The sequence below is a fragment of the Sphaerisporangium corydalis genome (assembly GCF_025506355.1).
In the GTDB taxonomy this organism is placed as follows: domain Bacteria; phylum Actinomycetota; class Actinomycetes; order Streptosporangiales; family Streptosporangiaceae; genus Sphaerisporangium; species Sphaerisporangium corydalis.
Map to the genome: position 1 here is coordinate 1 of NZ_JANZYP010000088.1, position 25,882 is coordinate 25,882.

Consider the following 25,882-nt stretch of genomic DNA (forward strand, 5'->3'; position numbering starts at 1 on the left):
ACCCCGGTCGTCGTCGAGGGGGCCGGGGTCGGTGGGTGAGGAACGGGGAGGGGCCCCGGGCCGCCTCGGTGTGAGGGGGCCGGGGGTGGGGGTCAGTTGTGGGGGGCTACGACTACTTCTACGCGTTGGAATTCTTTGAGGTCGGAGTAGCCGGCCGTGGCCATGGTGCGGCGCAGGGCGCCCATGAGGTTCATCGAGCCGTCGGCGACGCTGGAGGGGCCGTGCAGGATCTGTTCCAGGGTGCCGATGGTGCCGACCTCCACGCGGGCGCCGCGCGGCAGGTCGCCGTGGTGCGCCTCGGAGCCCCAGTGGTGGCCGCGCCCGGGGGCCTCGGCCGCCCTGGCCAGCGGCGAGCCGACCATGACCGCGTCCGAGCCGCAGGCGATGGCCTTGGCGATGTCGCCTGAGCTGGTCATGCCGCCGTCGGCGATCACGTGGACGTACCGGCCGCCGGACTCGTCGAGGTAGTCGCGGCGGGCCGCGGCGACGTCGCCGATCGCGGTGGCCATCGGGACCGCCACGCCGAGCACGGTGCGCGTGGTGTGGCTGGAACCGCCGCCGAAGCCCACCAGCACGCCGGCGGCGCCGGTGCGCATGAGGTGGAGGGCGGCGGTGTAGGTCGCGCAGCCGCCGACGATCACCGGCACGTCGAGCTCGTAGATGAACTGCTTGAGGTTGAGCGGCTCGGCCCGGCCGGAGACGTGCTCGGCGGAGACGGTGGTGCCGCGGATGACGAAGATGTCGGCGCCCGCGTCGATCACGGCCTTGTAGTGCTGTGCGGTGCGCTGGGGGGAGAGCCGGGCGGCGGTCGTCACGCCGGCGGACCTGATCTCCTCGATGCGGCGCCCGATGAGCTCGTCGCTGATCGGCGCCGCGTAGATCTCCTGGAGCCGCTTGGTGGCGGCCTCCCCGCGCAGCGCGGCGACCTCCGCGAGCAGCGAGGCGGGGTCCTCGTAACGGGTCCACAGACCTTCGAGGTCGAGCACGGCGAGGCCGCCGAGCCGGCCGATGTCGATGGCGGTCTGCGGCGAGACCACGCTGTCCATGGGGCTCACCACGACGGGCAGCTCGAAGCGGTACGCGTCGATCTGCCAGGCGATCGAGACCTCCTCGGGGTCGCGGGTGCGCCGCGAGGGCACGATGCCGATCTCGTCCAGCGCGTAGCCCCGGCGCCCCGTCTTGCCACGCCCGATCTCTACCTGACTCATGTTCCCGTCGTTCCCGTCGCTCGGAGAAGCCGCTTCGCTCGTAGGTCTTTACCCAGGTCTTTACCCATACGCGGCACTATGTCGCGCCGCGGACACGTCCCGCCCCTGTCCGGTGAGGGTCAGCGGCCGTGGTAGTTGGGGGCCTCGACCGTCATCTGGATGTCGTGCGGGTGGCTCTCCTTGAGACCGGCGGAGGTGATCGGCATCAGCATGCCGCTGTCGTGGAGCTCGGCGATCGTGCGGGCCCCGGTGTACCACATGCCCTGGCGCAGGCCGCCGACGAGCTGGTGGGCCACGGCGGAGACCGGCCCTCGGTAGGGGACCTGGCCCTCGATGCCCTCGGGGATGAACTTGTCCTCGCTGCTGACGTTCTCCTGGGAGTAGCGGTCCTTGCTGAAGGAGCCGCCGCGCTCGCGGTTGCGCACGGCGCCCAGCGAGCCCATCCCGCGGTAGGACTTGAACTGCTTGCCGTTGATGAAGATCAGCTCGCCGGGCGACTCCTCGCAGCCGGCGAGCAGGGAGCCGAGCATGACGGTGTTCGCCCCGGCGGTGAGGGCCTTGACGATGTCGCCTGAGTACTGCAGGCCGCCGTCGCCGATCACCGGGACGCCCGCGGGCCCGCAGGCCAGCGACGCCTCGTAGATGGCCGTGACCTGCGGGGCGCCGACCCCGGCCACCACGCGGGTGGTGCAGATGGACCCGGGGCCCACGCCGACCTTGACCGCGTCGGCGCCCGCGTCGATGAGCGCCTGCGCGCCCGCCCGCGTGGCGACGTTGCCCGCGATCACGTCGACCCGGCCGTTCGCCTTGATCTTGGCGACCATGTCGCACACTCCGCGGGAGTGCCCGTGGGCGGTGTCCACCACCACGACGTCGACACCCGCCTCGATCAGGGCCATCGCGCGCTGCTCGGCGTCGCCGGCGACGCCCACCGCCGCCCCGACGACCAGGCGGCCGTCGGCGTCCTTGGTGGCCAGCGGGTACTGCTCGCTCTTGGTGAAGTCCTTGACGGTGATCAGGCCGCGCAGCCGGCCGTCGCGGTCGACCAGGGGGAGCTTCTCCACCTTGTTCTGGCGCAGCAGGTGGAACGCGTCGTCGCGCGACACCCCGACAGGGGCGGTGACCAGCGGCATCGGGGTCATGACCTCGCTGACCCTGCGGCTCTGGTCGGTCTCGAAGCGCATGTCGCGGTTGGTCACGATGCCGACGAGGACCCCGCCCTTGTCGGTCACCGGCACACCGGAAATGCGATATTTCCCACACAGGACCTCGACGTCGGCCAGGGTGTCCTCCGGCGAGCAGGTCACCGGGTTGGTGACCATGCCGGCCTCGGAACGTTTCACCAGATCGGCCTGCTGCGCCTGGTCGTCGATCGACAGGTTGCGGTGGAGGATGCCGATGCCGCCCTGGCGGGCCATGGCCACGGCCATGCGCGCCTCGGTGACGGTGTCCATCGCGGCGGAGACCAGGGGGATGCGCAGGTCGATCGAGCGGGACAGGCGGGTGGTGGTGTCGGCGTCACCCGGCTGCAGGTCCGAATACGCGGGTACCAGGAGCACGTCGTCGAACGTGAGCCCCGGCTCGGTGAACTTGCCCATCTGCGACCCTCCTGCCATGGCGCTCTCAAGACGGGGAAAGGCGCCGGCCCCCTGGCTCAGTTTAGTGTCCCGCCGGTCACCGACTCGGCAGGCCTGTGGATATCTCGCCGGAGGTCAACGGGGTCGCCCATCCCCACCAGTTGCCCTCATCAGGGTAGGTGAGGGTCATAAGGTGGAATGCGTGCTGGAAGACGTCCCCCGCGACCCCTTCGCGGAAGACCCGAACGACCCTGCCTCGGCGCTGGGTGAGCTCGACGACTCCGAGCCCCTCACCCTGGCGGAGCGCGATGAGGCGCTCACCGACCTCGCCGATGTGGAGGTCTTCCGCTCTTTGCTGGAGCCCCAGGGGGTGCTGGGGCTGGTGCTCGACTGCCCGGAGTGCGGTGAGCAGCACTACTTCGACTGGGATCTGCTCCGGGGGAACCTCAGGCAGATGATCGACCACGGCCGCCCGCAGGTTCACGAGCCCGCCTTCGAGCCCGACCCGGCCGACTACGTGAGCTGGGAGTACGCCCGTGGCTACGTCGACGGGGTGATCGACACCGAGGAGAGCCACTGATCGACGTCGTCGGTCAGGGCGCGCAGCAGGCTCACCGCCGGGTCGGCGGGCGCGCCGACCGGTCCCCGGCGGGCGAGCGCGTCGAGGACCGCCTCCGTCCTGAGCACCTCAGGATCAGCCTCGGGCCCGCGTTTTCGGACCGAGCGCGCCGGATGGACACCGGTCAAGCTATCGACTCCATGTCGGCCATCGCCCGAAGCCTGGCCAGCGCCCGATGCTGGGCGACGCGAACCGCACCTGGTGACATACCCAGTACGTTACCGGTCTCCTCGGCGGAGAGTCCCGACACCACCCGCAAAATGATCAGTTCGCGCTGGTTCTCAGGAAGGCGCGAGAGCAACGCGCGGGCATGCTCGGCCTCGATGTAGCGCACCACCGTCTCCTCCGGCCCCGGTCCCTGGTCGGGCCCGTCCGGCAGGTCCTGTGTGGGCACCGCCGACCGCACCGAGCTGCGGAGCGCGTCCGCGACCTTGTGCGAGGCGATGCCGAACACGAACGAGGCGAACGGGCGGCCCATGTCGCGGTAGCGCGGCAGCGCGGCCAGCACGGCGATGCAGACCTCCTGCGCCACGTCGTCGGCTATGTGGTAATGACCGGAAACCCGGCCCAGTCGGGCACGGCAATAGCGGACCACCATCGGGCGCAACTGGCCCAGCAGTGATTCGATCGCGGTGCGATCCCCCTGTACGGCAAGGCTTGTCAGATCCCTGAGGTCGGACTCGTCCGATCTCGTCGCAAGCCTTACCCCAGTCTTGGCGTCGGCGACGCATCCCTCGGTCACGTTAGGCATGATGCCCGCCACGATCGCGCATGTCGTCATAGTGAATGGATACGGATTGGTCACATTGACGAGACGATAACGGAGAGTAATCAAGCGAACACAGTGGTGTTTGCATATTTCACTCGGGAACCGAATTCGGATGATATTTGTTAGATGTCGCGCCAGCTCGGAGGGCGCTCGCGCGGACTCGCGGACGCTCCGGCGCACCGGTCGGTTTACCGCCCCGGGCATTCAGATGAGGGGGAAAATCGATTCAAACAAAAGTACGGCCCGCGCCTGCCTGAGGCGCGAGCCGTACTTCGGGCGAATGATCGGGTTCAGTGGCCGTGACCGTGGCCGTGACCCTGTCCCCCGTTGGAGGCCGCCTCTTCCTCGGGCTTGTCGACCACGAGGACCTCGGTCGTGAGCAGCATGCCCGCGATGGACGCGGCGTTCTGCACGGCCGAGCGGGTGACCTTGACCGGGTCGATGACGCCCGACGCGATCAGGTCGCCGTACTCGCCGGTCGCGGCGTTGAGGCCGTGTCCCGCGGGCAGCTCGCCGATCTTGGCGGTGACGACGTAACCCTCGTGCCCGGCGTTCTCCGCGATCCAGCGGGCGGGCTCGACGAGCGAGCGGCGGACGATGGCGACACCGGTCGCCTCGTCGCCGGTGAGCCCGAGGTCGTCCAGGTCCTTGGACAGGTGCACGAGCGCGGAGCCACCGCCGGAGACGATGCCCTCCTCGATCGCGGCGCGCGTCGCGGAGATGGCGTCCTCGAGGCGGTGCTTCTTCTCCTTGAGCTCCACCTCGGTGGCGGCGCCGACACGGAGGATGCAGATGCCCCCCGACAGCTTCGCGAGGCGCTCCTGGAGCTTCTCGCGGTCCCAGTCGGAGTCGCTGGCCTCGATGGCGTGCTGGATCTCGCGTACGCGGTCCTGGATCGCCTGGACGTCGCCGGCTCCGTCGACGATCGTGGTGGCGTCCTTGGTGACCACGATGCGGCGAGCGGTGCCCAGCACCTCGGTGCCGACGTTGTCGAGCTTGAGGCCGAGCTCCTCGGAGATGAGCTGGCCACCGGTCAGGATCGCGATGTCCTGCAGCATGGCCTTGCGGCGGTCACCGAAGCCGGGCGCCTTGACCGCGACCGAGGTGAACGTGCCGCGGATCTTGTTGGTGACCAGGACGGCCAGGGCCTCGCCCTCGACGTCCTCGGCGACCACGAACAGCGGCTTCTTGGTCTGGGCGACCTTCTCCAGCAGCGGCAGGAACTCCGCGATGGAGGCGATCTTGCCCTGGTGCAGCAGGACGTAGGCGTCCTCGAGCACGGCTTCCATGCGCTCGGGGTCGGTCACCATGTACGGCGACAGGTAGCCCTTGTCGAACTGGAGGCCTTCGGTGAACTCCAGCTCCAGGCCCATGGTGTTGGACTCTTCGACGGTGATGACACCGTCCTTGCCCACCTTGTCGAACGCCTCGGCGATCAGCTCGCCGATCTTGGCGTCCTGAGCGGAGATCGTCGCGACATTGGCGATCTCCTTCTTGTCCTCGACCGGGCGGGCCAGCTCCAGCAAGCGGTCGCTGACCGCGCGGGCGGCCAGGTCGATGCCACGCTTGAGCGACAGCGGCGAGGCGCCGGCGGCCACGTTGCGCAGGCCCTCGCGGACCATGGCCTGGGCGAGCACCGTCGCGGTGGTGGTTCCGTCGCCGGCGACGTCGTTGGTCTTGGTCGCCACTTCCTTGGCGAGCTGGGCGCCGAGGTTCTCGTACGGCCTGTCCAGCTCGACTTCGCGGGCGATGGTGACACCATCGTTGGTGATGGTGGGGGCACCGAACTTCTTGTCGATGACGACGTTCCGGCCACGCGGCCCGAGGGTCACCTTGACGGCGTCCGCGAGGGCGTTCACGCCCCGCTCGAGAGCGCGGCGCGCGTCCTCCTCGAACTCCAGGATCTTCGGCATTTAAGTCCTCTCAGCATCAGAGCCCCGGGCCTTCGTCCGAAGCGCCCGGGGCTTGACACGCGTTTTTGTAAGGCTCCGTACTGATGGTCGCTTGCGCGCCCGGGGCTTTACTTCTCGATGATCGCGAGAACGTCACGGGCGGAGAGCACGAGGTACTCCTCGCCGCCGTACTTGACCTCGGTACCGCCGTACTTGCTGTAGAGGACGACGTCCCCTTCCTTGACGTCGAGCGGAATCCGCTTCTCGCCGTCTTCGTCCCAGTTGCCGGGGCCCACCGCGAGGACCTTGCCCTCTTGCGGCTTCTCCTTGGCGGTGTCTGGGATGACCAGACCGGAAGCGGTCGTCTGCTCGGCCTCAAGCGGCTGGACCACGATGCGGTCGCCGAGCGGCTTAACGGGAACCTTGGTGGCGGTCGTCACGATCGGACCTCCCCTTCAGATGTTGGTGATGAGCTGAAGAGGCGACCAGCGGCCTGCCGTCGCGGGTGTCAGACCTGCCTCGTCGCATTTTGATTTGGCACTCTCACTAGCCGAGTGCCAACACTGAACAGTATGCAAGGCCGCCGACACAGTCAACACGGACAGGCCGTCCCAGGTCAGTACGGTTTCTCACAGCGGCCCGGACCACCGTACAACTCGCCCGAAATGTCCGCCCAAGTAGGGGTCCGCCACGTTGGCGACTCCGGCCCGGCGGCCACGCGGCACGCGATAGCGTCGGGAAACGTGGACCTCGACGCCTTCAGCGAAATTCTGACCCCCCGCGGGCAGAGGGCACTCGGCGAGGCCGTCGAGGCGCTCGCGGGCGGCGGCGACCCGGTCGCGGTGGCGAGCCGCCTCAGGCGCACCTACGACGCGCCGATGACCTCGGCCGCCCTGACCCAGGCGCGGCTGCGGGCGCGCGCCGCCGTCAAGTTCGGGCCCGACGCGGCCCGCATGTACTTCACCCCCAACGGGCTGGAGCAGGCCACCCGCGCCGAGGTGGCCGCGCACCGCGCCCGCAGGTTCCGGCCCGGCACGCGCGTCGTGGACGCCTGCTGCGGCATCGGCGGCGACCTGATCGCGCTGGCGCGCGCCGGGTGCGAGGTCGACGCCGTGGACCTCGATCCGCTCACCGTCGCGGTGGCCCGCGCGAACGCCGTCGCGCTGGACCTCGGCGACCGGGTCACGGTCCGCGCCGCCGACGCGGCCGGCATCGACCCGGAGGGCTACGACGTGCTGTTCGCCGACCCCGGCAGGCGGTCGGGCGGCCGGCGCGTGTTCGACCCGATGGCCTACTCCCCGACCTGGCCGGTGGTCCTCGGCCTGGTGGCCCGGGCGCCGGCGGCGTGCCTGAAGGTCGCGCCGGGCATCCCGTACGAGCTGATCCCCCCGGCCGCGGAGGCCGAGTGGGTGTCCTACCGTGGCGAGGTCAAGGAGGCGGTCCTGTGGACCGGCGACCTCGCCACGGTCACCGGCGGCGCCGGGTCGGACGGCGACCGCAGCGCGGGCGACCCCGGGCGCAGGGCGACGATGCTGCCCTCAGGGGAGACGCTGACCCCCGACCCGTCCCTCGGCCCCGCCGGGCACGGGCCCGTGGCGCGGTACCTCTACGAGCCGGACGGCGCGGCGATCCGGTCCCACCTGGTGGCCGAGGTGGCCGCGCTGGTGAACGGCCACCTGCTCGACCCGCGCATCGCCTACATCACCGGCGACACCCCCGAGGTGACGCCGTGGGCCTCGCGGTACGAGGTCCTGGAGACGCTGCCGTTCTCCTTGAAACGCCTTCGGGTGGCACTCCGTGAACGCCGGATCGGCGCGGTGACGCTGAAAAAGCGCGGCTCCGCACTCGACTTGGAGCAATTGCGAAAGGATTTACGACTTTCCGGGGACAAGTCGTGCGTTGTGGCGCTGACCCGGATCGGCGAGCGTCCTTTCGCGCTCATCTGTGACCCCGCCTGACCTGCACAGATGCTGAATATCGTCAATCCGGCGATGGTCACGGTCGTTTAAAGTCGGCCCCGGGAATCGCGTGCCCGCCCCTACAGTTGGCCAGCGCGGGGATTCTGCCTGATCAGCGGGGATTCTGCCTGATCAATGGTCGGCCCGCCTCATCTTGTCACGCCAGAGAACCGGTCCGAACCCGCCGCGGCGCGGCCGGCCGCCCGCGAGTGAAGGAGCATTCGGTGGATCACTCCAACCACACCCTTCTCCAGGCGGGAAGCCAGACCGCCATCTCCGACCGGATGCGCGAACTGCTCGCCAGGGCGGCACAGGACCACGTGTACGAACAGCGCACCCAGGGCGCCGTGCTGGACGAGATCCGGCAACGGCTCGAAGGCATGGAGTGGCTGCTGCGCGAGGTGCGGGAGCGCGAGCTGGGTGGGCTGAGCGGCGCCCTGGAGGTGGTCGGCGCCCAGCTCGGCGAGCTCGCGACCCGGCCGCCCGCGTGGGCCGAGGGCCTGGCGCAGCACGTCGAGATCGTGCGCGAGCGGGTCGACGGCGTGGGCGGCCGCCTGGCCGGCATCGGCGACCGCGTCGACTCGGTCGGCGACCGCGTCAGGCCGGTCGCCGAGCTCCCCGGCCTGCTGGCCGACCTCGGCGCCGTGCGGGAGGGGGTCGCGGAGTCCCTCAAGCGCGTCCAGGCCCTCCTCGACGGCGGCCAGGCGGTCCCGGAGCACCTTGGCGAGCTGGCCCGGCGCCTCACCCGGCTGCACGCCGCCGTGGAGGAGGCGGGCGGCCGTTTCACCCGCGTGGACGAGGCGCTGCTCGACCTCTCCCAGCGCACCGATCGGCTCGAAGGCGGCGTCCTCGACCTGAACGAGGGCCTGGAGGAGACGCTCGCCTCGGCGATCGAGCGGCTCACCGCCTCGGTCGAGCTGCTGACCGGCAAGGTCGAGGGCATGACCGACGAGCTGGCCGGCGCCGAGTCCCGCCTCACCGGCCGCCTCGCGGGCGCCGAGGTCAGGTTCACCGGCCTTGAGGAGCGTCTGGACGGCGTCGACGGCCAGCTCACGGGCCTGCAGACCCGGCTCGGCGGCTTGGACGAACGGCTCGGCGGCCTCGACCAGCGGCTCGCCGGGGTGGACGAGCGCGTCTCGGGGCAGGATCAGCGGTTCACCGCGATCGACGACGGCTTCGAGGGCGTCAACGAGCGGCTGGAGATGGTCGACGACCGCGTGGAGGCCGTCAACCAGCGGGTCGGCCAGCTCCCCGCCCTGCTGGAGGTGGGCGAGGTGCACAAACGCGTCGGCGAGCTGATCAGCGCCCAGGGCGACGACCACGGCGGCCGGCTCGACACGATCGACAGGCGGCTGACCGAGGCCGCCGGGCTGATGCCGCCCCTGGCGGACCTGGTCGAGCTGGTGCGGGCCCGCCCCGACCGCGAGCAGCTCTCCGAGACCGTCGGCGAGATCGTCCAGCCGACCCGCGACGACCTGACCCGCAGGCTGGGCGCCCTGGAGGAGACCATGCTCGCCCTCGCCGAAGCCCTCCTGCGCCCCGCGCGCACCCCCAAGGACTGACCCCCGAGGCCCGCCCAGGTCTGACCCCACGGGGCCGGCACCGAGCGGCATAGAGCGGCCGGGTCACACGTGGACGGAGGTCACCGGCATGGAGGAGTCGGCGGGGATGTCGAGGCGAGAGGCGGTCGCCCCCGAGGCCACCAGCTCGGCGCCGAGCGCAGCGATCATCGCGCCGTTGTCGGTGCACAGCCCCGGCCGGGGCACCCGCAGGCGCACGCCCGCCGCCTCGCACCGCTCCTTGGCGAGCGAGCGCAGCCGGGAGTTGGCGGCGACGCCGCCGCCGATGAGCAGGTCCTGGACGTCGTACGCGCGGCACGCCTGGAGCGCCTTGCGCGTGAGCACGTCCACCACGGCCTCCTGGAAGGAGGCGGCCACGTCGGCGAGCGGCACCGGCTCGCCCGCGCGCTGCTTGGCCTCCACCCAGCGGGCGACGGCGGTCTTCAGCCCGGAGAAGGAGAAGTCGAGGGTGCCGTCGTCGTACTTCCCGCGCGGGAAGCCGATCGCCGTGCCCGAGCCCTCGACGGCCGCCCGGTCGATGTGCGGGCCGCCGGGGAACGGCAGGCCGAGCACCCGGGCCACCTTGTCGAACGCCTCGCCGGCCGCGTCGTCCACCGTCGAGCCCAGGGAGATCACGTCCTTGGCGACGTCGGGGACCAGCAGCAGCGAGGAGTGTCCGCCGGAGACGAGCATCGCGATCGACGGCTTGGGCAGCGGGCCGTGTTCGAGCTGGTCCACCGCGACGTGCGCGGCCAGGTGGTTGACGCCGTAGAGCGGCACGCCGAGGCCCAGCGCGTACGCCTTGGCCGCGGCGACGCCCACCAGCAGCGCGCCCGCGAGGCCGGGCCCGGCGGTGACGGCCACCGCGTCGATGTCGGAGAAGCGCAGGCCCGCCTTACGCAGGGCGCTCTCGACCGTGGGGGTCATGGCCTCGAGATGGGCGCGCGAGGCGACCTCGGGCACGACGCCGCCGAACCGGGCGTGCTCCTCGACGCTGGAGGCCACCGTGTCGGCGAGCAGGGTGTGCCCGCGCACCAGCCCGACCCCGGTCTCGTCGCAGGAGGTCTCGATGCCCAGGACCAGGGGCTCGTCAGGCATTTCCGATCTCCCCGTCCAGCTTGCGCATCATCATGATGGCGTCGGTCCCGTCGTCGTAGTAGTCGCGGCGCAGGCCGATGCGCTCGAAGCCGAAGCGCTCGTACATCGCCTGCGCGGGCGGGTTGTCCGCCCGTACCTCCAGGAAGACCGCGGTGACGCCGCGGCGCGCGGCCTCGCCGAGCAGTTCGGTGAGCATCGCGCTGCCGATGCCGGCGCGCTGCATCGCGCCGCTGACGGCGATCGTCTGGACGTCGGCCTGGTCGCCGGCCGCCGCCAGCCCCGCGTACCCGACGATGCGCCCGGCGGAGACGGCCACGATGTAGTGGCGGGTGCGCGGCTGGTCGGCCAGCTCGCCCCGCAGCATGCCCTCGCTCCAGGCGTCGATGGGGAACGTGGACCGCTCGATGATCAGCACGTCGGGCAGGTCCGCCTCGGTCATCTGCCGGAGCGTCGCCTCGGTCACGCGGTCACCTTCTTCGGGGCGCCTGGCACCCGGGCGTCCGGCCGGCGCAGGTAGATCGGTACAGGGGCGGTCAGCACCCCGCCCGGCGCCGCCGGGTCAGGGAGCGCCGCGAGGTGTTCGGCGGCCAGGGCGGCCAGGGCACCGGCGAGCGGGAAGTCGGGGGCGCCGTCCACCAGCCGCCCCTCCCCGAGCACACCGGCGTACATGCGGGCGCCCGCACCGACCAGCAGAGGTTCGCCAGGGAGGTCGTCGGGCCGGTCGACCGAGGGCCCCGACAGCCGCGTGCGCATGTCCGCGTAGCGCGCCCAGAACACCTCCTTGCGCCGGGCGTCGGTGGCGACGACGAACGGCACGGTCAGACCGCTCGCGTAGGCGAGCGCGTCCAGGCTGCACACCCCGTACGCCGGGGCGCCCGTCGTGGACGAGAGCGCCTGGGCGGTCATCAGCCCGACGCGCAGGCCGGTGTACGGCCCGGGGCCGGAACCCGCGACGATGGCGGTGACGTCCCCGAGCGCGGCACCCGCCTCGCGCAGGACCTCCGCTATGGAGGGAACGAGCAGCTCACCATGGCGGCGAGCGTCGATCGTCGTCGACTCGGCGAGCACGCGGGCACCGTCGTGGAGCGCCGCGGTGACAGCCGGGGTTGCGGTATCGAAGGCCAAGACCAGCACAAATGTCAAGCCTAGCCGCGTTTCCCAGCGCTCGCTCCGCACCGCGCGGACGACGCGCCCCCTCCTGGCGGCCTCAGGTTTTCAGACGGGAGGCGTAGACGATGATGTTGTCCAGGTACTCGTGGGTCTTGCGGTCGAAGACGCCGCCGCAGGTGACCAGCCGAAGCCCGTCCTCGACGTACACGCGTTCGGAGGGGAACCGGTCCTTGGCGACCTGCTCGACGGAGTCGACCTTGTACTGGGCGACCTTGCCGTCGCTGCGCAGCACCTTGACGACGGCGCCCTTCCTGACCTCGCGCAGGCGGTAGAAGACGGCGGGGGCCGTCTTGGTGTCCACATGCCCGATGATCACCGAGGCGCCGGACTCGCCCGGCACCACGCTCTGGTCGTACCAGCCCGCCGTGAGCGGCTTCTCGAACGGCGGCAGCTCGACCTCCCCGTCTCCGGCGAGCCCGAGCTTCATCAGCGGGGCCTTCATGTTCAGCGACGGGATGTCGAGCCGTTTGGGCACGGCGGCCGACGCCACGGACGGCGCCGCCGCCTCACGGTCGCGGCCGGTGAGCGCGAACATGATCGCGCCGGTGACGAAGCCCGCCGCCGCGATCTTCACCCATTTGGAGTCTGCCATCGGGGACCGCCGGACCGGCGATCAGCCGGACTTCGACTTCCGGCGGGCCAGGGCGATGCCGCCGCCGAGCGCGGCGAGCAGCGCGACGACCGTCAGGCCCGCAGGGACGCCGGAGGGCTCGTCCGTTTCGGCGCCCGCCGCCGTGCCGCCGCCGCCGGCCCTCGGCGCCCGGCTGGGCACGGCGCGGGTCCTGGTGGGCGTGGGGTCGGCCTTGGGCTTGGCCGTCAGGGTCAGGGTGGTCTTGCCCGTGTCGTTGGTGCCCTCGCACTTGACCTCGACGGTGTAGCGGCCGGCGCGGGCGTCCTCGTCGATGAGGGCGAAGCCGTGGACCTCCGGCGAGGGCGCCGCCGTGGTCACCGGCGTCGAGGACGCGGCGGGCGTCGCGGGGGGCGGCTGGGTCAGGGTGACGACGCCCGTGAAGGAGTCGGAACGCGCGGTCGCGCGGTAGTCGGTGCCGCCCTGCGGGAGGGGGCAGAAGGCCCGGACGCGGACCGACCGCGTGGCCCCGCTCTGCACCCGCTCGGGCACGAGCTGGACGCGGATGTCCTGCCTGCTCATGGTCGGCGTCGGCGTGGGCGCCGTGTCACCGGACTGCGCCTCCGCCGAGCACGCGACCCCGCCTAAGAGAAGGAATGCTCCAGATACCGCGACCTGCCCGACCCTGTGCACCGTCGCACTCCACTTCGCCGTGCTCTTCGACCCCACCCGATACGACCCGCCCTAAAGCGTTACTTCACCTGCATACCCAATAAAAACAGGCCAATCCATTGGAACGATCTTCATTCCGAATGATCCAGAGCAATGCGGGTGCGCGTCAAGGCCGCCTAGGTTACCGGTCTAGATCAACCGGCAGCGCTGATTCGGGCGAGATCGGCGCCGTCCCATCGGGGACCGACGCCGCGCAGGCGCACCAGACGCTCCTCGCCGGTGTCGCCGCCCTCGTCGCCGCGCTCGATGGAGACCTCCAGCCGGTCCTCGGCCAGGCCCTCCACCAGGCCCTCGCCCCACTCGACCACGGTCACCGAGTCGGCGAGCGAGGCGTCCAGGTCGAGGTCGTCGACCTCCAGCGCCCCGCCGAGGCGGTAGGCGTCGGCGTGGACCAGCGCGGGCCCGCCGGCCAGCGAGGGGTGGACCCGGGCGATCACGAACGTCGGGGAGGTGATCGGGCCACGGACCTTCAGCCCTTCGGCGACGCCCTGGACCAGAGTGGTCTTGCCGGCGCCCAGCGGCCCCGACAGCACCACGAGGTCGCCCGCGCGCAGCAGCCGCGCAAGCCCCTCGCCCAGCGCCCGCATGTCGTCGGTGGTGGCGACCCGTCTCATCCCGCACGCCCCTCGACGGCGCCGGCCGCGCCGGCGTCCTGGACCCTTCTGAGCAGTTCGGCGATCGCGTCGTTGACCTCGGCCGGCTTCTCCAGCAGCACCAGGTGGGAGGCGCCCTGGATCTCGGTCAGCCGCGCGGACGGCAGGCCCGCGTTGATCGCCTTGCTGTGGTCGGGCGGGGTCAGCCAGTCCTTGTCCCCGACGACGATCTCGGCGGGCACCTTGTCCAGGACGTGCAGCGCGGCGAGCTTGTCGTGCGACATCAGCGCCGGGTAGAAGTCGGCGATCACATCGGTCGGCGTGGAGCGGATCATCGACTCGGCGAAGTCGACGACCGTGGGGCTGACGCTGGAGGAGTCGCCGAACCCGAAGAACCGCAGGACCAGGAACGACACGTCGTTGCCCGCCTGCCGCCCCCGGTCGACCAGCGCGCCGCGGCGGCCGAGCACCGACACGGTCGCCGGCGCCACCAAGTGGACTGCCTTGGAGATCAGGGCGGGCAGCCCGAGGGTCAGCTCGGCGAGCTTGCCCGCCGACGTGGAGATGAGCGCGACGCCGCGTATCTTGGCGCCGAACAGCTCGGGGTGGCTGTCGGCGAGCGCCATGACGGTCATGCCGCCCATGGAGTGGCCGATCAGCACGCACGGCCCGGGCACCAGCGCTTTGAGGATCTCCGCGAGGTCGGCACCGAGGCGGTCGATGGTGCAGTCCTCCGCGGAGGTGCGGGCCGAGCGCCCGTGGCACCGCTGGTCCCAGAACACCAGGCGGTGGGTGTCGCGCAGGGCCTGGCGCTGGTAGTGCCAGGAGTCGAGGTTCAGGGTGTACCCGTGGCAGAAGACGACGGTCAGCGGGGCGTCCTCCGGCCCGTCGACCTCGGCGTACAGCTCGACGCCGTCGGAGGTCTTGACGGTGACCGGGCGCCCTCGCAGCTCGCCGAAGGGCTCGCTCGCCTCAAGGTCGGGCCGCACGCGGATGCGCCCCACGGCGTACCTCTTGGCCAGCGCCGCCGCCGCCAGACCCGCCGAAGCGGTGCCGACGATGGCCCCGGCGATCCCGACCCTGCGCCTCCTGGACATCCAAGCCTCCTCTTACCGGTAAACGCGCGGCACGCGTGGACCGATCCTGGTCACGATCTCATAAGTGATCGTGCCGAGAGAATCCGCCCACTCCTGTGCGGTCGGCTCGCCGCCGGTGCCGGGGCCGAAAAGGATGACCTCGTCGCCCTCGCCCACCTGGTCGTCACCGACATCGATCATGAACTGGTCCATGCAGACCCGGCCCGCGATCGTGCGGCGGCGGCCCGCCGCGAGGACCTGCCCGAGATTGGTCGCGCTCCGGAACACCCCGTCGGCGTACCCGAGCGGGACCAGCGCCAGCGTGGTCTCCCGATCGGTCGTGTACAGGTGCCCGTAGGACACGCCCGTGCCTGCGGGCACCCGCTTGACGATCGCGACGCGGGCGCTGAGCGTCATCGCCGGGCGCAGCCCGAAGTCGCCCAGCTCGGGCACCGGGGTGAGCCCGTAGGTGGCGATGCCGGGGCGGACCATGTCGTAGTGGGCCTCGGGGAGCGTCAGCGTGGCGGCCGAGTTGGCGATGTGGCGCACGACGCGGGGGCCGCTCACCCCCGCCTTGCGCGCGATCTCGACGGCCTCGTCGAACACGGCGAGCTGGCGGCCGGTCGCGGGGTCTCCCGGCATGTCGGCGCAGGCGAGGTGGGACCACAGGCCGACGATCTCGATCGTCCCCTCCGCCTGGGCGGCCAGCGCGCGCTCGACCAGCGACGGCCACCCGAGAGGGGTGGCGCCGCCCCGTGAGATCCCGGTGTCGGCCTTGAGGTGGACGCGGGCGGTGCGTTCGGCGCGGCGCGCGGAGGCGGCGATGTCGTCGACGACCCACTCCGCGCCGGCCGACAGCTCGATGTCCGCGGCGACCGCGTCGTCGAGCGGCTCGCCCGGGGTGATGATCCACGCCAGGACCGGCGCCGTCACCCCGGCCGCGCGCAGGTCGAGGGCCTCCTGGATGTAGGCCGTGCCGAGGCGGTCCGCGCCCGCGTCGAGCGCTGCGCGCGCGCAGGGCACCAGGCCGTGCCCGTAGGCGTCGGCCTTGACCACGACCATCATCTCGGCATCGGGGGCGTGCCGGCGGAGCACCGCGACGTTGTGCCTGATCGCGGACAGATCCACCCGGGCTTCTGCGGGCGTGACAAGGGAGCCGTGAATGGGGAAACTCACCTTTCCAGTCTCGCAGCCGGCCGCCGGCGCCAGGACCGCTTCCGGGTCAAGCCGACGGTAACGGTCGTCACAGTCGCCTCACCCCGGGGCGGGGGTCGTGTCGTCACAGTCGCCTCACCCCCGGGCAGGGGCCGTAAGCCGCCGGATCGCCTCAGGGAGCCCCAGGGCCACGTCCAGGGCCGCGATGGGCGCCTCGCCGCCCTCCGGACCGCCCGCCGCCACCCGGGCCGCCAGGCCGTGCATGTAGGCCGCGCAGGAGGCGGCGTCGTAGCAGCTCAGTCCGGCGGCCAGGTAGGCGCCGGCGATGCCCGCGAGCACGTCGCCCGTGCCGCCCGTCGCCAGCCAGGGGGTGCCCGTGGTGTTCACGCGGACCGGCATGCCCGCCTGCGCGACCAGGGTGGTCGAGCCCTTGAGCAGCACCGTCACCCCGAGCTCGTCGGCCGCGCGCCGCGCGTGACGCAGCCTCCGGGCCTCGACCTCCGCGACGGACACGCCCAGCAGGCGGCCCAGCTCGCCCGCGTGCGGGGTGATCAGGGTGGGCGCCGCGCGGCGCAGCAGAGAGCGGTCGCGGGCGCACAGGGTCAGCCCGTCGGCGTCGACCAGCACGGGGACGTCGCTGTCGAGCACCGACCTGGCCAGCGCGAACGCCTCGTCGCCGGTGCCCATGCCGGGCCCGACGACCCACGCCTGCACGCGGCCCGTCTCCCGCACCCCCTCCTCGGGGGTGACGATCTTCGTGACGGCCTCGGGCCAGCGGGCGCGCACCTGCCGGACCGGTTCGGCCGCGCTCGCGAAGCGCACCAGCCCGGCCCCCGCGCGTACGGCCCCGCCGACGGCGAGCACGGCGGCGCCGGTGAACCGGTCGCTGCCCGCGACGACGCCGACGACGCCCCGCCGGTACTTGTCCGACTTCGCGCCTGGCCGGGGCAGCAGGCCGGTCACGTCAGCGGCGCCCAGGGCGGCCACGCCGGGTTCGGGCAGGTGGGGGCCGATCCCGATGTCCACCGTGTGCAGGGTGCCGACGTGGCTCGCCCCCGGGTCGATCAGCAGGCCCGTCTTGGCGGCGCCGAACGTCACGGTCAGGTGGACGCGGACGGCGTCCCCCGCGACCTCGCCGGTCGAGGCGTCCACCCCGCTCGGCACGTCGACGGCGACCACGACGCCGGGCGCGCCCGAAGCGAGCCCGGCCAGGGTCGCGTACGGCTCGCGCAGCGCGCCGGTGCCGCCGATGCCGACCAGCCCGTCCAGGAGGAGGTCCGCCGCGCCGACCAGGTCCGTAACGGCCGGGCCCGGTTCGGGGGCGCCGCGAAGGTCAAGGATCCTGCCGCCCGCGCGGCGCAGCGCGGCCAGGCCGCCCTCGTGCGCCCGCGATCCCGCGAGGACGGCGTGCACGCGGGCGCCCCGGCGGGCCAGCAGCGCCCCGGCGTACAGCGTGTCGCCGCCGTTGTCACCGCCGCCGGCCAGCAGGACGACGCGGGAGCCGTACACGCGGGGAAGGGCACGCGCGCAGGCAATGGCGAGCCCGGTGGCGGCGCGCCCCATGAGCGTGCCTTCGGGGAGGCGCTCGATGAGCACCCGTTCTGCCGTCCTGATCTCGTCGGACGTGTACGCGGTCAGCATCTCCCCGAATCTAGCCCTCCACGATCACCGGCGCGAAGGCCACCCGCCGTGGGCCCGCCGCCCTCACGGGGACCGCGGTCTCAGCCGCCGCCTCACGGGGACGGCGGTGTCAGCCTTCGGCGATCACGTAAGCGACGGCGAACCCGCCGTCGTGGGTGAGGGAGACGTGCCACCGCTGGACGCCCAGCTCGGCCGCCACCTCGGCGACCCGCCCGCTGACGCCCAGCACCGGCCGGCCGTACGGGCCCTTGGTGATCTCGGCGTCGTGGTGCCCGAGCCCCGGCGGCGCGCCGAGCGCCTTGGCGACCGCCTCCTTGGCGGCGAACCGCGCGGCCAGGGAGGCGACGGGCAGCCCGCGCTCGACCTCGGTGAACAGCCTGTCCCGCAGCACCGGGGTCCGTTCCAGGGCCGCGCCCAGCCGGGCGATGTCCACGATGTCCACCCCGACGCCCACGATCACGATCACATCCTGCCTCATGGCGGCCCCCCGGTGGCCGCGCGCGAAGCGATCAGTAGAGTTTGCGGCCATGGAGGCACCCAGCCCGTACGCCGAGCTCAGCCGTGAACAGTGGCGGGACCTACGCGAGAACACGCCTCTCACCCTGACGGCGGCGGAGCTGGAGGAACTGCGCGGCGTCGACGACCCGATCGACCTGACCGAGGTGACCGACGTCTACCTCCCGCTGACCCGGCTGCTCAACCTGCACTTCACCGGGGCCCGCCAGCGCAGCGCGGCGGTGAACACCTTCCTCGGCGACCGGCACGAGCCGCCGCCGTACATCCTCGGCATCGCCGGCAGCGTCGCGGTCGGCAAGTCGACCACGGCACGGTTGCTGCACACCCTGCTCGCCCGCTGGCCCGAGCACTCCCGGGTCGACCTGATCACCACCGACGCGTTCCTGTACCCGAACGAGGTGCTGGAGCAGCGCGGCATCACCGACCGCAAGGGCTTCCCCGAGAGCTACGACCGCCGCGCGCTGGTCCGGTTCGTCGCCGACGTGAAGGCCGGGCTCCCCGAGGTGCACGCCCCGGTGTACAGCCACCTTGAGTACGACATCGTGCCCGGCGCCGTCCAGACCGTGCGCCGGCCCGACATCCTGGTCGTCGAGGGCCTCAACGTGCTGCAGCCCGCGCCTCCCGCGGCCCTGGCGGTCAACGACTACTTCGACTTCTCGATCTACGTGGACGCCAGGGTCGAGGACATCCGGGCCTGGTACGTCGACCGGTTCCACAAGCTCCGCCGCACGGCGTTCGCCGACCCGAAGTCGTACTTCACCTACCTGTCGGAGCTGTCGGAGGAGGAGGCGACGCGGTTCGCCAAGAACATCTGGCGGGACGTCAACGAGCGCAACCTGGTCGAGAACATCGCCCCGACGCGTGGCCGGGCGGGCCTGGTCCTGCAGAAAGGCCCCGACCACGCCGTCCGCCGGGTACGGCTCCGCCGCACCTGAGGGGCGAAAGCCGCACGGCCGTCGTAGGACTTACGTATGCCCCCGCCCGCCCACCGGATGAGAGAAGGTTCCTCCGTCTGAGGGAGGAAACCGGTGCTCACGCTTGGATAGTGTCCGGGGCATGACCATCCTCGCCACCGAGGGACTCACCAAACGCTTCCCCCGGGTGACGGCGCTCGACCGCCTCACCGTCAGCGCGGGCACGGGCGTCACCGGCCTGGTCGGGGCCAACGGCGCGGGGAAGTCCACCCTCATCAAGATCTTCCTCGGGCTGCTGCCCCCGACCGAGGGGACCGCCACGGTCCTCGGCCTGAGCCCCGCCACGCAGGCCCTCGAGATCCGGCGGGCCGTCGGCTACATGCCCGAGCACGACTGCCTCCCGCCCGACATGTCCGCCACCGAGTTCACGGTGCACATGGCCCAGATGTCCGGCCTGCCGCGCAGCACCGCCCGCGAGCGCGCCGCCGACACCCTGCGCCACGTCGGCCTGTACGAGGAGCGCTACCGTCCCATCGGCGGCTACTCCACCGGCATGAAGCAGCGGGTGAAGCTCGCGCAGGCCCTGGTCCACGACCCGAGCCTGGTCTTCCTCGACGAGCCGACCAACGGCCTCGACCCGCAGGGCCGCGACGAGATGCTCGCCCTGATCCGCCGCATCGGCACCGAGTTCGGCATCAGCGTCGTCGTCACCTCCCACCTGCTCGGCGAGCTGGAGCGGGTGTGCGACCACGTCATCGTCATCGACGGCGGGCGCCTGCTCCGCTCCTCGGCCATCGGCGAGTTCACCCAGGCCACCCAGTCGATCACCGTCGAGGTCGAGGAGGGCCAGGAGCCGCTGGCCGAGCGGCTGACCTCCGCCGGGCAGCGGGTCACCGTCGCCGGACGGCTGCTGATGGTCGAGGCCGGTTCCCCCGCCACGTTCGACGCGGTCCGCGACGCGGTCTGCGACCTGGACCTGAACCTGGTGCGCCTGGAACAGGGCCGCCACCGCATCGAGGACGTCTTCAGGGAGGAGGTGTCGAATGTCTGAGCCCCTCCCCGCGACGGGACCCAAGGCGGCGCCGACCGGCGTCATCCACGACATCGGCTACCGCCACTACGAGGGCCCGCGCCTCGGCCGGGGCCACGCCCTGGCCGCGCTGACCCTGCACAGCCTGCGGGGCGTCTTCGGCCTCGGCAGGGCCGCGCGCGGCAAGATCATGCCGTTCCTGCTGGCCGGGGCGATGATGCTTCCCGCGGTCGTGTCCATCGCCATCATGGCGCTGGTCAAGCAGCAGGCGATCCCGTACGCGGGCTACACCGTGACCATGCAGGCCGTCCTCGCCGTCTTCCTGGCCGCGCAGTCGCCCTACCTGGTGGCGCCGGACCTGCGCTTCCGGGTGCTGCCGCTGTACCTGTCGCGGCCGACCACGACGGCCGACTACGTCGTGGCCAAGCTGTCGGCCATGGCGATCGCCCTGTTCCTGCTGATGGCCGTGCCCCTGACCGTGCTCTACCTGGGCGAGTTGCTCGTCGACCTGCCCGGGCCGCCGCACACCCACGACTACATCGCGGCCATGGTCATCTCGATCGTCTACGCGGTGCTGCTGTCGGCGGTGGGAGTGGCCCTGGCCTCCTTCACGCCCCGGCGCGGGCTCGGCGTCGCCGCGGTGATCGCGGTCTACCTGCTGACCTCGGCGATCTCGGGGGTCCTGGTCGGCGTGCTGTCGTCGGTCAGCCGCGACAGCGCCGCCACGTGGGCGTGGCTGATCAACCCGTTCTTCCTCGTCGACGCCGTGCAGGTGTGGATATTCGGCACTCGTCCGAACAACGACGGCGGCTACCCGCCGGGGGTGGGCGGGCCCGTCGCGGCCCTGGCCGTACTGGTGATCATCGCCCTCGGCGTGACCGCCCTCGTCCTCCGCTACCGCAAGGCGGCCTCATCGTGAACATCGAACTGGGCCAGGTCTCCCGCTGGTACGGCAACGTGGTCGCCGTCAACGACGTCACGATGACGGTCGGGCCCGGGGTCACCGGCCTGCTCGGCCCGAACGGCGCCGGCAAGTCGACCCTGCTGCACATGATGGCGGGCTTCCTTGCCCCCTCCACCGGCACCGCGACCCTGGACGGCAAGAAGATCTGGCGCAACCACCAGATCTACCGCTCCATCGGCCTGGTCCCCGAGCGCGAGGCCGTCTACGGGTTCCTCACCGGCTGGCAGTTCGTGCTCTCCAGCGCCCGCCTGCACCGCCTGCCCTCCCCCGAGGACGCCGCCGCCAAGGCGCTGGCGATGGTGGAGATGGAGGACGCCAAGGAACGGCGCATCGAGACCTACTCCAAGGGCATGCGCCAGCGGGTCAAGGTCGCCGCCGCCCTGGTCCACGACCCCCAGGTCCTGCTGCTGGACGAGCCGTTCAACGGCATGGACCCCCGCCAGCGCCTGCACCTGATGGACCTCGTCAAGGAACTGGGCGCCGCCGGGCGCACCATCCTGTTCAGCTCGCACATCCTGGAGGAGGTCGAGCGGGTCGCCCAGCAGATCGAGGTGCTCGTCGCGGGCCGCCACGCCGCCTCCGGCGACTTCAGGGAGATCCGCCGGCGGATGACCGACCGGCCCCACCTGTTCCACGTGCGCTCCAGCGACGACCGGCGCCTGGCCGCCGCCCTGATCGCCGACCCCTCCTCGGGGGCGGTGTCGGTCGGCGAGGCCGGGCTGGAGGTGCAGGCGGTCGACTTCCGCAGGTTCACCTGGCTGCTCCCCCGGGTCGCCCGCGACGCTGGGGTCAGCGTCTGGCAGGTCTCCCCCGCCGACGAGGACCTCGAAAGCGTCTTCTCCTACCTGATCTCCGGGAGCACCCGATGAACGCCTCTCCGGCCGGCCACGCCACCGTCAGCTCCGGGAGCACCCGATGAACTCCGTCGTCGCCGGCATCACCTACCGCGCGGTGCTCGGGCGCCGCAGGGTCTTCCTGCTGCTCCTGCTCCCGCTGGTGCTGATCGGCCTCGCCCTGCTCCTGCGCGCCGTCGGGAGCACCGACGAGCGGGCCACGGTCACGCTCATGCAGGTGTACGCGATCGGCACCATGCTGCCGCTGCTCGGCCTCATCGCCGGGACCGGGACGATCGCCCCCGAGATCGACGACGGCACGATCATCCACCTGCTCTCCAAGCCGATCTCCCGCCCGGTGATCGCCACCACGAAGTTCGCCGTCGCGGCCTCGATGCTCGCGCTGTTCGCCGCCGTCCCGACGTTCATCGCCGCGTACCTGCTCATCGGCGACGAGGCCGGCATCGCGTCCGGCTTCGCGGTGGGCGCCCTGGTGGGCGGCATCGCCTACGCGGCGGTGTTCCTGCTCCTCGGCGTCGTCACGCGGCACGCCGTGACGATCGGCATCATCTACGCGGTGGTGTGGGAGAACCTCATCGGCGGGTACGTGCCCGGCGCGCGGAACTTCTCCATCCAGCAGTGGGCGCAGACCTTCGCCGCCCAGATCACCACCTCGGGCTTCTTCAAGGCGACGGTCGGGATGGGGTTCGCCGTCCCGGCCGTCCTGATCGTCACCATCGGGTCGGTCGTCTGGGCCGGTCAGCGCCTCCGCTCGCTGTCCCTCACCGGCGACGCGTGAGAAGCGGCGGGACGGGACGCCGTACCTCGCGTCCCGCCTCGCCTGTGCCGCGCGCACGCGTCAGTGCGTCAGGATGAACGGCTCGCTGACGCAGAACTTGTGGACGCGGTTGACCCCGGCGGCCGCCGACAGCACCGCCACGTACTCCATGACGTGCCCGTCGACCGCCGCGAAGTTGGCGATGGTGACGGTGAAGGCGTGCCGGTACTTTCCCCAGCCGGGGGCGTTGAGCGCACCCGCGTCGACCTGGGTGAAGGTCCCGAGGGCGGCGGGGTTGCCCCCGGTGGTCCAGTCCCTGGCGAAGATCGTCACCTGGTACGGCGCGCCGTCCACCCTGGCGGCCCCGGCCTCGGCCTCCACCACGACGTCGAAGGTCGTGCCACCGCCCCGCAGCGGCGTCTCGTCGATGATGGCCGGCGGCGCGGGCGCCGCAGCCTGCACCTCGGTCGTGTAGACGCGGACCAGGTCGATCTCGTTCGGCCCCATGAGCTTCCCCTCTCGGTGCGGGGTCCCGGTGACCCCTACGACCGGCAAAGAGGACCGCCGGGCACGCGCAGATACCCCTATCCGGCGATTTCCCCGGGATCGCACTGATCCGCCTTCCGCGCGACCCGCTCCCCCCGCGCCGGCCCGTGTTCCCGGGGCCGCCGCGCTAACCCGCGCCGAAGCAGACGAAGCTCGACACCGGCTCCCCCTCGGCCGCGGCGGCCAGGGCGCACGCGGGCGGGACCCGCCGGGCCAGCCGGCGGTGGTACTCCGTCATGACGCGGGCCGCGACCTCGTCAGGGATCGGCGTCACGCAGCCGATGACGCTCGACGTCCCCGCGTACAGCAGGGCCGCCGCGAACCCCAGGATCTCGTCCCCCACGCGCACCACGGTCTGCCCGACGTCGCAGGCCGACAGCACGACGTGCCCCGGCGCGCCCGCCAGCCGCTGGAGGTCGTAGGCCATGAGCGGGCCGTCGGCCAGGTCCAGGCGGGAGAACAGCACGTTCTCCCGCTCGTGGTGACCGTGCGCGGCCAGGTGCGCGACCGACGCCCCGTCCAGCGCGGCGAGGGTCGCTTCCACCGTCGCGCCGGCGCCGCTCAACCGGCGGACCTCGGGGTAGACCGCCGCGATCTGGTCCACCTCCGCCTCGGCGTGCTCCAGGTCGGGGCCGGCGACCAGCAGCGGGACGCCGAGATCGTCCCGGCGGGCGCGCCGCGCCGACAGCCACACCTGCGCCGAGGGCGCCACCACGAGCGGCATCCCGGCCATGGGCGGCAGCAGGCCCCAGGGCAGCGCCGCCAGGGCCATCGTGGGGACGACCACCAGGCCCGACGCCCCGGTGGCCGCGGCCAGCGCGGGACCCAGCGCCGAGGTGATCGTCTCGACCTGGCGGCGGATGGAGAGCCCGATGACCGAGCGCAGGCGGCCCGGGACGTACCGCCCGGCCGCCGCCCGCAGGTCGCCCGCGAGGCGGCGCCCCGCCTCGGCCGCCGGCGCGTACTCACCGAGCTCGTACAGGCGGAACCGGGAGCGCCGCACCACCAGCGCCCACAGGCGCCCCCGCATGTGCAGCAGGCTCATCAGGGCCAGGTCGGCGGCGGCGAGCTCGGCGACGATCTCCGAGGTGGCGGCGGGCGCGGTTGCGTCGCGGGTGCCGCGCAGCCGCCAGCCGCGTTCCCGGATCTCGCGTTCCAGTTCAAGGCACCGCCTGCGCAGGTACGGGGCCTGGCGCGCCTGGGCGGGGTGGGTGCGCATCCACTGGCTGAGCTCGCGCAGCTCGACCACGGCCTCGGCCGTGCGCCCGTCCTCGGCGGGCCGGACCTGGGTGTGGCGGAAGGCCTGCGCGCGGCAGCGCTCCGACCAGTCGAACACCAGGCGGGCGTGCCCGTTGTCCAGTACGGCGGCCAGGCCGGTGCGCGCGAGGTCGTCGCCCAGCGCCGTCAGGCCCGTACGCAGGTCCAGGCTGCCCACGCGCCCCCGGTGGGTGTCGATGAGCGACAGCCCGGTGCGCACGCGCGACAGGGCCGCCCCGCGCCGCCCCTGGGCGACCGCGAGCTCGGCGTGCGTGAGGTGGTGCACCAGGAGGGTCGCCAGCGGCGCCCGCGAATGGGTGGCGCCCAGCGCGCGCGCCGCCTCGGCGGCGGCGTCGGTACGGCCCGCGAGCAGCAGGGCGCGCACGCCCAGCAGGCGCGCCACCCTGGCCTCGTCGCCCGCGCCGAGCGCGGCCAGGCCCGCCGCGAGACCGTCGGCGCGAGCGACCAGCCGGTACGGCGCCCGGGTCCGCGCGAGGTCCACCCGCAGGGTCATCAGCCGGGCCCGCAGCGTCCACAGCTCGCTGCCGCGCCGCCGGAACTGGGCACGCGCCCGCTGGGCCCACACGCGGGCCATGTCATGGTCGCGGGCGTCCAGCGCGGCCTGGGCCCGCGCGAGTTCGGCCTCGGCGTAGTCCTGGGTGAGCCGCTGCCGGCGGAACCGCCGCAGGATGCGGTCCAGGGTCTCGCCGGCCTCCCGCGCCAGACCCGCCGCCAGCAGCGCCCTGGCCTGGTCGAGCGCGAGCACGGGCAGGAAGCCCGGGTTGACCCGCTGGTAGATCTCCTCGACGCGCGCGAACGTCGACAGCGCGGTGGGGATGTCGCCCAGCAGCAGATCGCAGTAGCCGTCGTTGTGCAGCGCCTTGGCGTGCAGGACGTCATGACCCTGGGTCAGGGACAGGTGCGCGCTGCGGCGCGAGTCCTCGCGGGCGAGCCGGATCCGGCCCAGCGCGAGGTAGGCCACGGCGCGGTTGAGCAGGATGCGCGCCAGCTCGACGTCGTCGTACCCGGCGAGCGACGGCACCGCGGCGTCGAGCCGCTCCAGCGCCTGCACGACGCGCCCGGTGCGCAGCAGCATGAGGCCGAGCTGGGCCTGGACGATCGTGCGCTCTTCGGGCGCGGCCCAGTCCTGCGCCTGTGTCAGCAACCCCAGCCCGAGGTCGGTGTGCCCCTGTTCCGCCTCGGCGTGCGCAAGGCTGATCAGCAGGCGGGCGGCGAGCGCCGCGTCGGCGGGGACGGCGGCCTGGCCCGGCGCCCACCCGAGCAGGAGCAGACCCTCCCGGAGGTGGCCCGCGGCCCGTGCGGGGTGCCCGCCCGAGGTCGCGGCGACGCCACGCCGATGCAGCAGCCGGGCACGTTCCTGAACGGTCATACGCGCGCGTGTCCTCGCGGATCGGCCTTCAGAACACCA

At 72.3% G+C, this 25,882-nt stretch carries 26 protein-coding genes; 8 read left to right on the plus strand and 18 right to left on the minus strand.

Annotation, left to right across the window (positions count from 1 at the left end; genetic code table 11):
- Nucleotides 1-92 precede the first annotated feature (92 nt).
- Both NYZ98_RS37750 and guaB read right to left on the minus strand, forming a co-directional pair.
- On the minus strand, nt 93-1,208 hold the full coding sequence (locus tag NYZ98_RS37750) for a GuaB3 family IMP dehydrogenase-related protein (protein WP_262849590.1): 1,116 nt from the start codon (nt 1,206-1,208) through the stop codon (nt 93-95).
- 119 nt (nt 1,209-1,327) lie between these two features.
- Complete coding sequence (gene guaB, locus NYZ98_RS37755) at nt 1,328-2,806, minus strand: IMP dehydrogenase (protein WP_262849593.1); 1,479 nt, start codon at nt 2,804-2,806, stop codon at nt 1,328-1,330.
- A gap of 181 nt (nt 2,807-2,987) precedes the next feature.
- Between guaB and NYZ98_RS37760 the strand changes: the two genes are divergently transcribed.
- Nucleotides 2,988-3,365, plus strand: a complete 378-nt coding sequence (locus NYZ98_RS37760; RefSeq protein WP_262849596.1) for a DUF5319 domain-containing protein — start codon at nt 2,988-2,990, stop codon at nt 3,363-3,365.
- On the opposite strand, the gene NYZ98_RS37765 is transcribed toward NYZ98_RS37760, so the two are convergent.
- The 4 genes from NYZ98_RS37765 to groES form a co-directional block, all read right to left on the minus strand.
- Nucleotides 3,326-3,532: a hypothetical protein gene (locus NYZ98_RS37765; RefSeq protein ID WP_262849599.1), complete on the minus strand. Its 207-nt coding sequence runs from the start codon at nt 3,530-3,532 to the stop codon at nt 3,326-3,328. The two genes, NYZ98_RS37760 and NYZ98_RS37765, sit on opposite strands and share 40 nt — an antisense overlap.
- The gene (locus tag NYZ98_RS37770) at nt 3,529-4,155 is read right to left on the minus strand and encodes a sigma-70 family RNA polymerase sigma factor (protein WP_248965013.1); all 627 of its coding nucleotides are present in this window, start codon (nt 4,153-4,155) and stop codon (nt 3,529-3,531) included. Before NYZ98_RS37770 ends, NYZ98_RS37765 begins: the two co-directional genes overlap by 4 nt.
- A gap of 308 nt (nt 4,156-4,463) precedes the next feature.
- Nucleotides 4,464-6,086 carry a chaperonin GroEL gene (gene groL / locus NYZ98_RS37775; RefSeq protein WP_262849602.1) on the minus strand — a complete coding sequence of 541 codons (1,623 nt, stop codon included), beginning with the start codon at nt 6,084-6,086 and terminating at the stop codon, nt 4,464-4,466.
- A 107-nt stretch (nt 6,087-6,193) separates the two neighbouring features.
- Nucleotides 6,194-6,505, minus strand: coding sequence for a co-chaperone GroES (groES, locus tag NYZ98_RS37780; RefSeq protein WP_055482820.1), 312 nt, complete (start codon nt 6,503-6,505; stop codon nt 6,194-6,196).
- 303 nt (nt 6,506-6,808) lie between these two features.
- On the opposite strand from groES, the gene NYZ98_RS37785 reads away from it, so the two are divergent.
- Nucleotides 6,809-8,023 carry a class I SAM-dependent methyltransferase gene (locus NYZ98_RS37785; protein ID WP_262849604.1) on the plus strand — a complete coding sequence of 405 codons (1,215 nt, stop codon included), beginning with the start codon at nt 6,809-6,811 and terminating at the stop codon, nt 8,021-8,023.
- A gap of 224 nt (nt 8,024-8,247) precedes the next feature.
- Nucleotides 8,248-9,585: a hypothetical protein gene (locus NYZ98_RS37790; RefSeq protein ID WP_262849606.1), complete on the plus strand. Its 1,338-nt coding sequence runs from the start codon at nt 8,248-8,250 to the stop codon at nt 9,583-9,585.
- A gap of 63 nt (nt 9,586-9,648) precedes the next feature.
- Here NYZ98_RS37790 and tsaD read toward each other — a convergent pair whose 3' ends face one another.
- The 10 genes from tsaD to NYZ98_RS37840 form a co-directional block, all read right to left on the minus strand.
- A complete protein-coding gene (gene tsaD, locus NYZ98_RS37795) occupies nt 9,649-10,680 on the minus strand; it encodes a tRNA (adenosine(37)-N6)-threonylcarbamoyltransferase complex transferase subunit TsaD (RefSeq protein ID WP_262849609.1) in 1,032 nt (343 codons plus the stop codon).
- Nucleotides 10,673-11,119, minus strand: a complete 447-nt coding sequence (gene rimI, locus NYZ98_RS37800) for a ribosomal protein S18-alanine N-acetyltransferase (protein ID WP_262849680.1) — start codon at nt 11,117-11,119, stop codon at nt 10,673-10,675. The genes tsaD and rimI overlap by 8 nt, the downstream gene beginning before the upstream one ends.
- A 20-nt stretch (nt 11,120-11,139) precedes the next feature.
- Nucleotides 11,140-11,814 (minus strand): tRNA (adenosine(37)-N6)-threonylcarbamoyltransferase complex dimerization subunit type 1 TsaB, encoded by a 675-nt coding sequence (gene tsaB, locus NYZ98_RS37805; RefSeq protein ID WP_262849612.1) that lies wholly within the window; start codon nt 11,812-11,814, stop codon nt 11,140-11,142.
- A gap of 73 nt (nt 11,815-11,887) precedes the next feature.
- Entirely contained in the window at nt 11,888-12,442 is a 555-nt protein-coding gene (locus tag NYZ98_RS37810; RefSeq protein WP_262849614.1) for a class F sortase, read from the minus strand.
- Between the two features lie 21 nt (nt 12,443-12,463).
- Entirely contained in the window at nt 12,464-13,000 is a 537-nt protein-coding gene (locus NYZ98_RS37815) for a hypothetical protein (RefSeq protein WP_262849617.1), read from the minus strand.
- A gap of 284 nt (nt 13,001-13,284) precedes the next feature.
- Nucleotides 13,285-13,764, minus strand: a complete 480-nt coding sequence (gene tsaE / locus NYZ98_RS37820; protein WP_262849619.1) for a tRNA (adenosine(37)-N6)-threonylcarbamoyltransferase complex ATPase subunit type 1 TsaE — start codon at nt 13,762-13,764, stop codon at nt 13,285-13,287.
- Complete coding sequence (locus NYZ98_RS37825; RefSeq protein ID WP_262849622.1) at nt 13,761-14,840, minus strand: alpha/beta fold hydrolase; 1,080 nt, start codon at nt 14,838-14,840, stop codon at nt 13,761-13,763. The genes tsaE and NYZ98_RS37825 overlap by 4 nt, the downstream gene beginning before the upstream one ends.
- 12 nt (nt 14,841-14,852) lie before the next feature.
- Nucleotides 14,853-15,995 (minus strand): alanine racemase, encoded by a 1,143-nt coding sequence (gene alr / locus NYZ98_RS37830; protein WP_262849624.1) that lies wholly within the window; start codon nt 15,993-15,995, stop codon nt 14,853-14,855.
- Nucleotides 15,996-16,109: 114 nt separating this feature from the next.
- Nucleotides 16,110-17,615: an NAD(P)H-hydrate dehydratase gene (locus NYZ98_RS37835; protein ID WP_262849627.1), complete on the minus strand. Its 1,506-nt coding sequence runs from the start codon at nt 17,613-17,615 to the stop codon at nt 16,110-16,112.
- A gap of 109 nt (nt 17,616-17,724) precedes the next feature.
- Nucleotides 17,725-18,093, minus strand: coding sequence for a holo-ACP synthase (locus NYZ98_RS37840; protein ID WP_262849629.1), 369 nt, complete (start codon nt 18,091-18,093; stop codon nt 17,725-17,727).
- 49 nt (nt 18,094-18,142) lie between these two features.
- Here NYZ98_RS37840 and coaA point away from each other — a divergent pair, with 49 nt between their 5' ends.
- The 5 genes from coaA (at nt 18,143) to NYZ98_RS37865 (ending at nt 22,671) form a co-directional block, all read left to right on the plus strand.
- Nucleotides 18,143-19,066: a type I pantothenate kinase gene (coaA, locus tag NYZ98_RS37845; protein WP_262849632.1), complete on the plus strand. Its 924-nt coding sequence runs from the start codon at nt 18,143-18,145 to the stop codon at nt 19,064-19,066.
- A gap of 121 nt (nt 19,067-19,187) precedes the next feature.
- The gene (locus NYZ98_RS37850) at nt 19,188-20,096 is read left to right on the plus strand and encodes an ABC transporter ATP-binding protein (RefSeq protein ID WP_262849639.1); all 909 of its coding nucleotides are present in this window, start codon (nt 19,188-19,190) and stop codon (nt 20,094-20,096) included.
- The gene (locus tag NYZ98_RS37855; RefSeq protein WP_262849645.1) at nt 20,089-20,994 is read left to right on the plus strand and encodes an ABC transporter permease; all 906 of its coding nucleotides are present in this window, start codon (nt 20,089-20,091) and stop codon (nt 20,992-20,994) included. Before NYZ98_RS37850 ends, NYZ98_RS37855 begins: the two co-directional genes overlap by 8 nt.
- Nucleotides 20,991-21,908, plus strand: coding sequence for an ABC transporter ATP-binding protein (locus tag NYZ98_RS37860; RefSeq protein ID WP_262849651.1), 918 nt, complete (start codon nt 20,991-20,993; stop codon nt 21,906-21,908). Before NYZ98_RS37855 ends, NYZ98_RS37860 begins: the two co-directional genes overlap by 4 nt.
- A gap of 46 nt (nt 21,909-21,954) precedes the next feature.
- Nucleotides 21,955-22,671 carry an ABC transporter permease gene (locus NYZ98_RS37865; protein ID WP_262849654.1) on the plus strand — a complete coding sequence of 239 codons (717 nt, stop codon included), beginning with the start codon at nt 21,955-21,957 and terminating at the stop codon, nt 22,669-22,671.
- Between the two features lie 60 nt (nt 22,672-22,731).
- Here NYZ98_RS37865 and NYZ98_RS37870 read toward each other — a convergent pair whose 3' ends face one another.
- Together NYZ98_RS37870 and NYZ98_RS37875 are read right to left on the minus strand one after the other, a co-directional pair.
- A complete protein-coding gene (locus NYZ98_RS37870; RefSeq protein WP_262849656.1) occupies nt 22,732-23,157 on the minus strand; it encodes a hypothetical protein in 426 nt (141 codons plus the stop codon).
- A 166-nt stretch (nt 23,158-23,323) separates the two neighbouring features.
- Nucleotides 23,324-25,843, minus strand: coding sequence for a CHAT domain-containing protein (locus NYZ98_RS37875; protein WP_262849658.1), 2,520 nt, complete (start codon nt 25,841-25,843; stop codon nt 23,324-23,326).
- Nucleotides 25,844-25,882 lie beyond the last annotated feature (39 nt).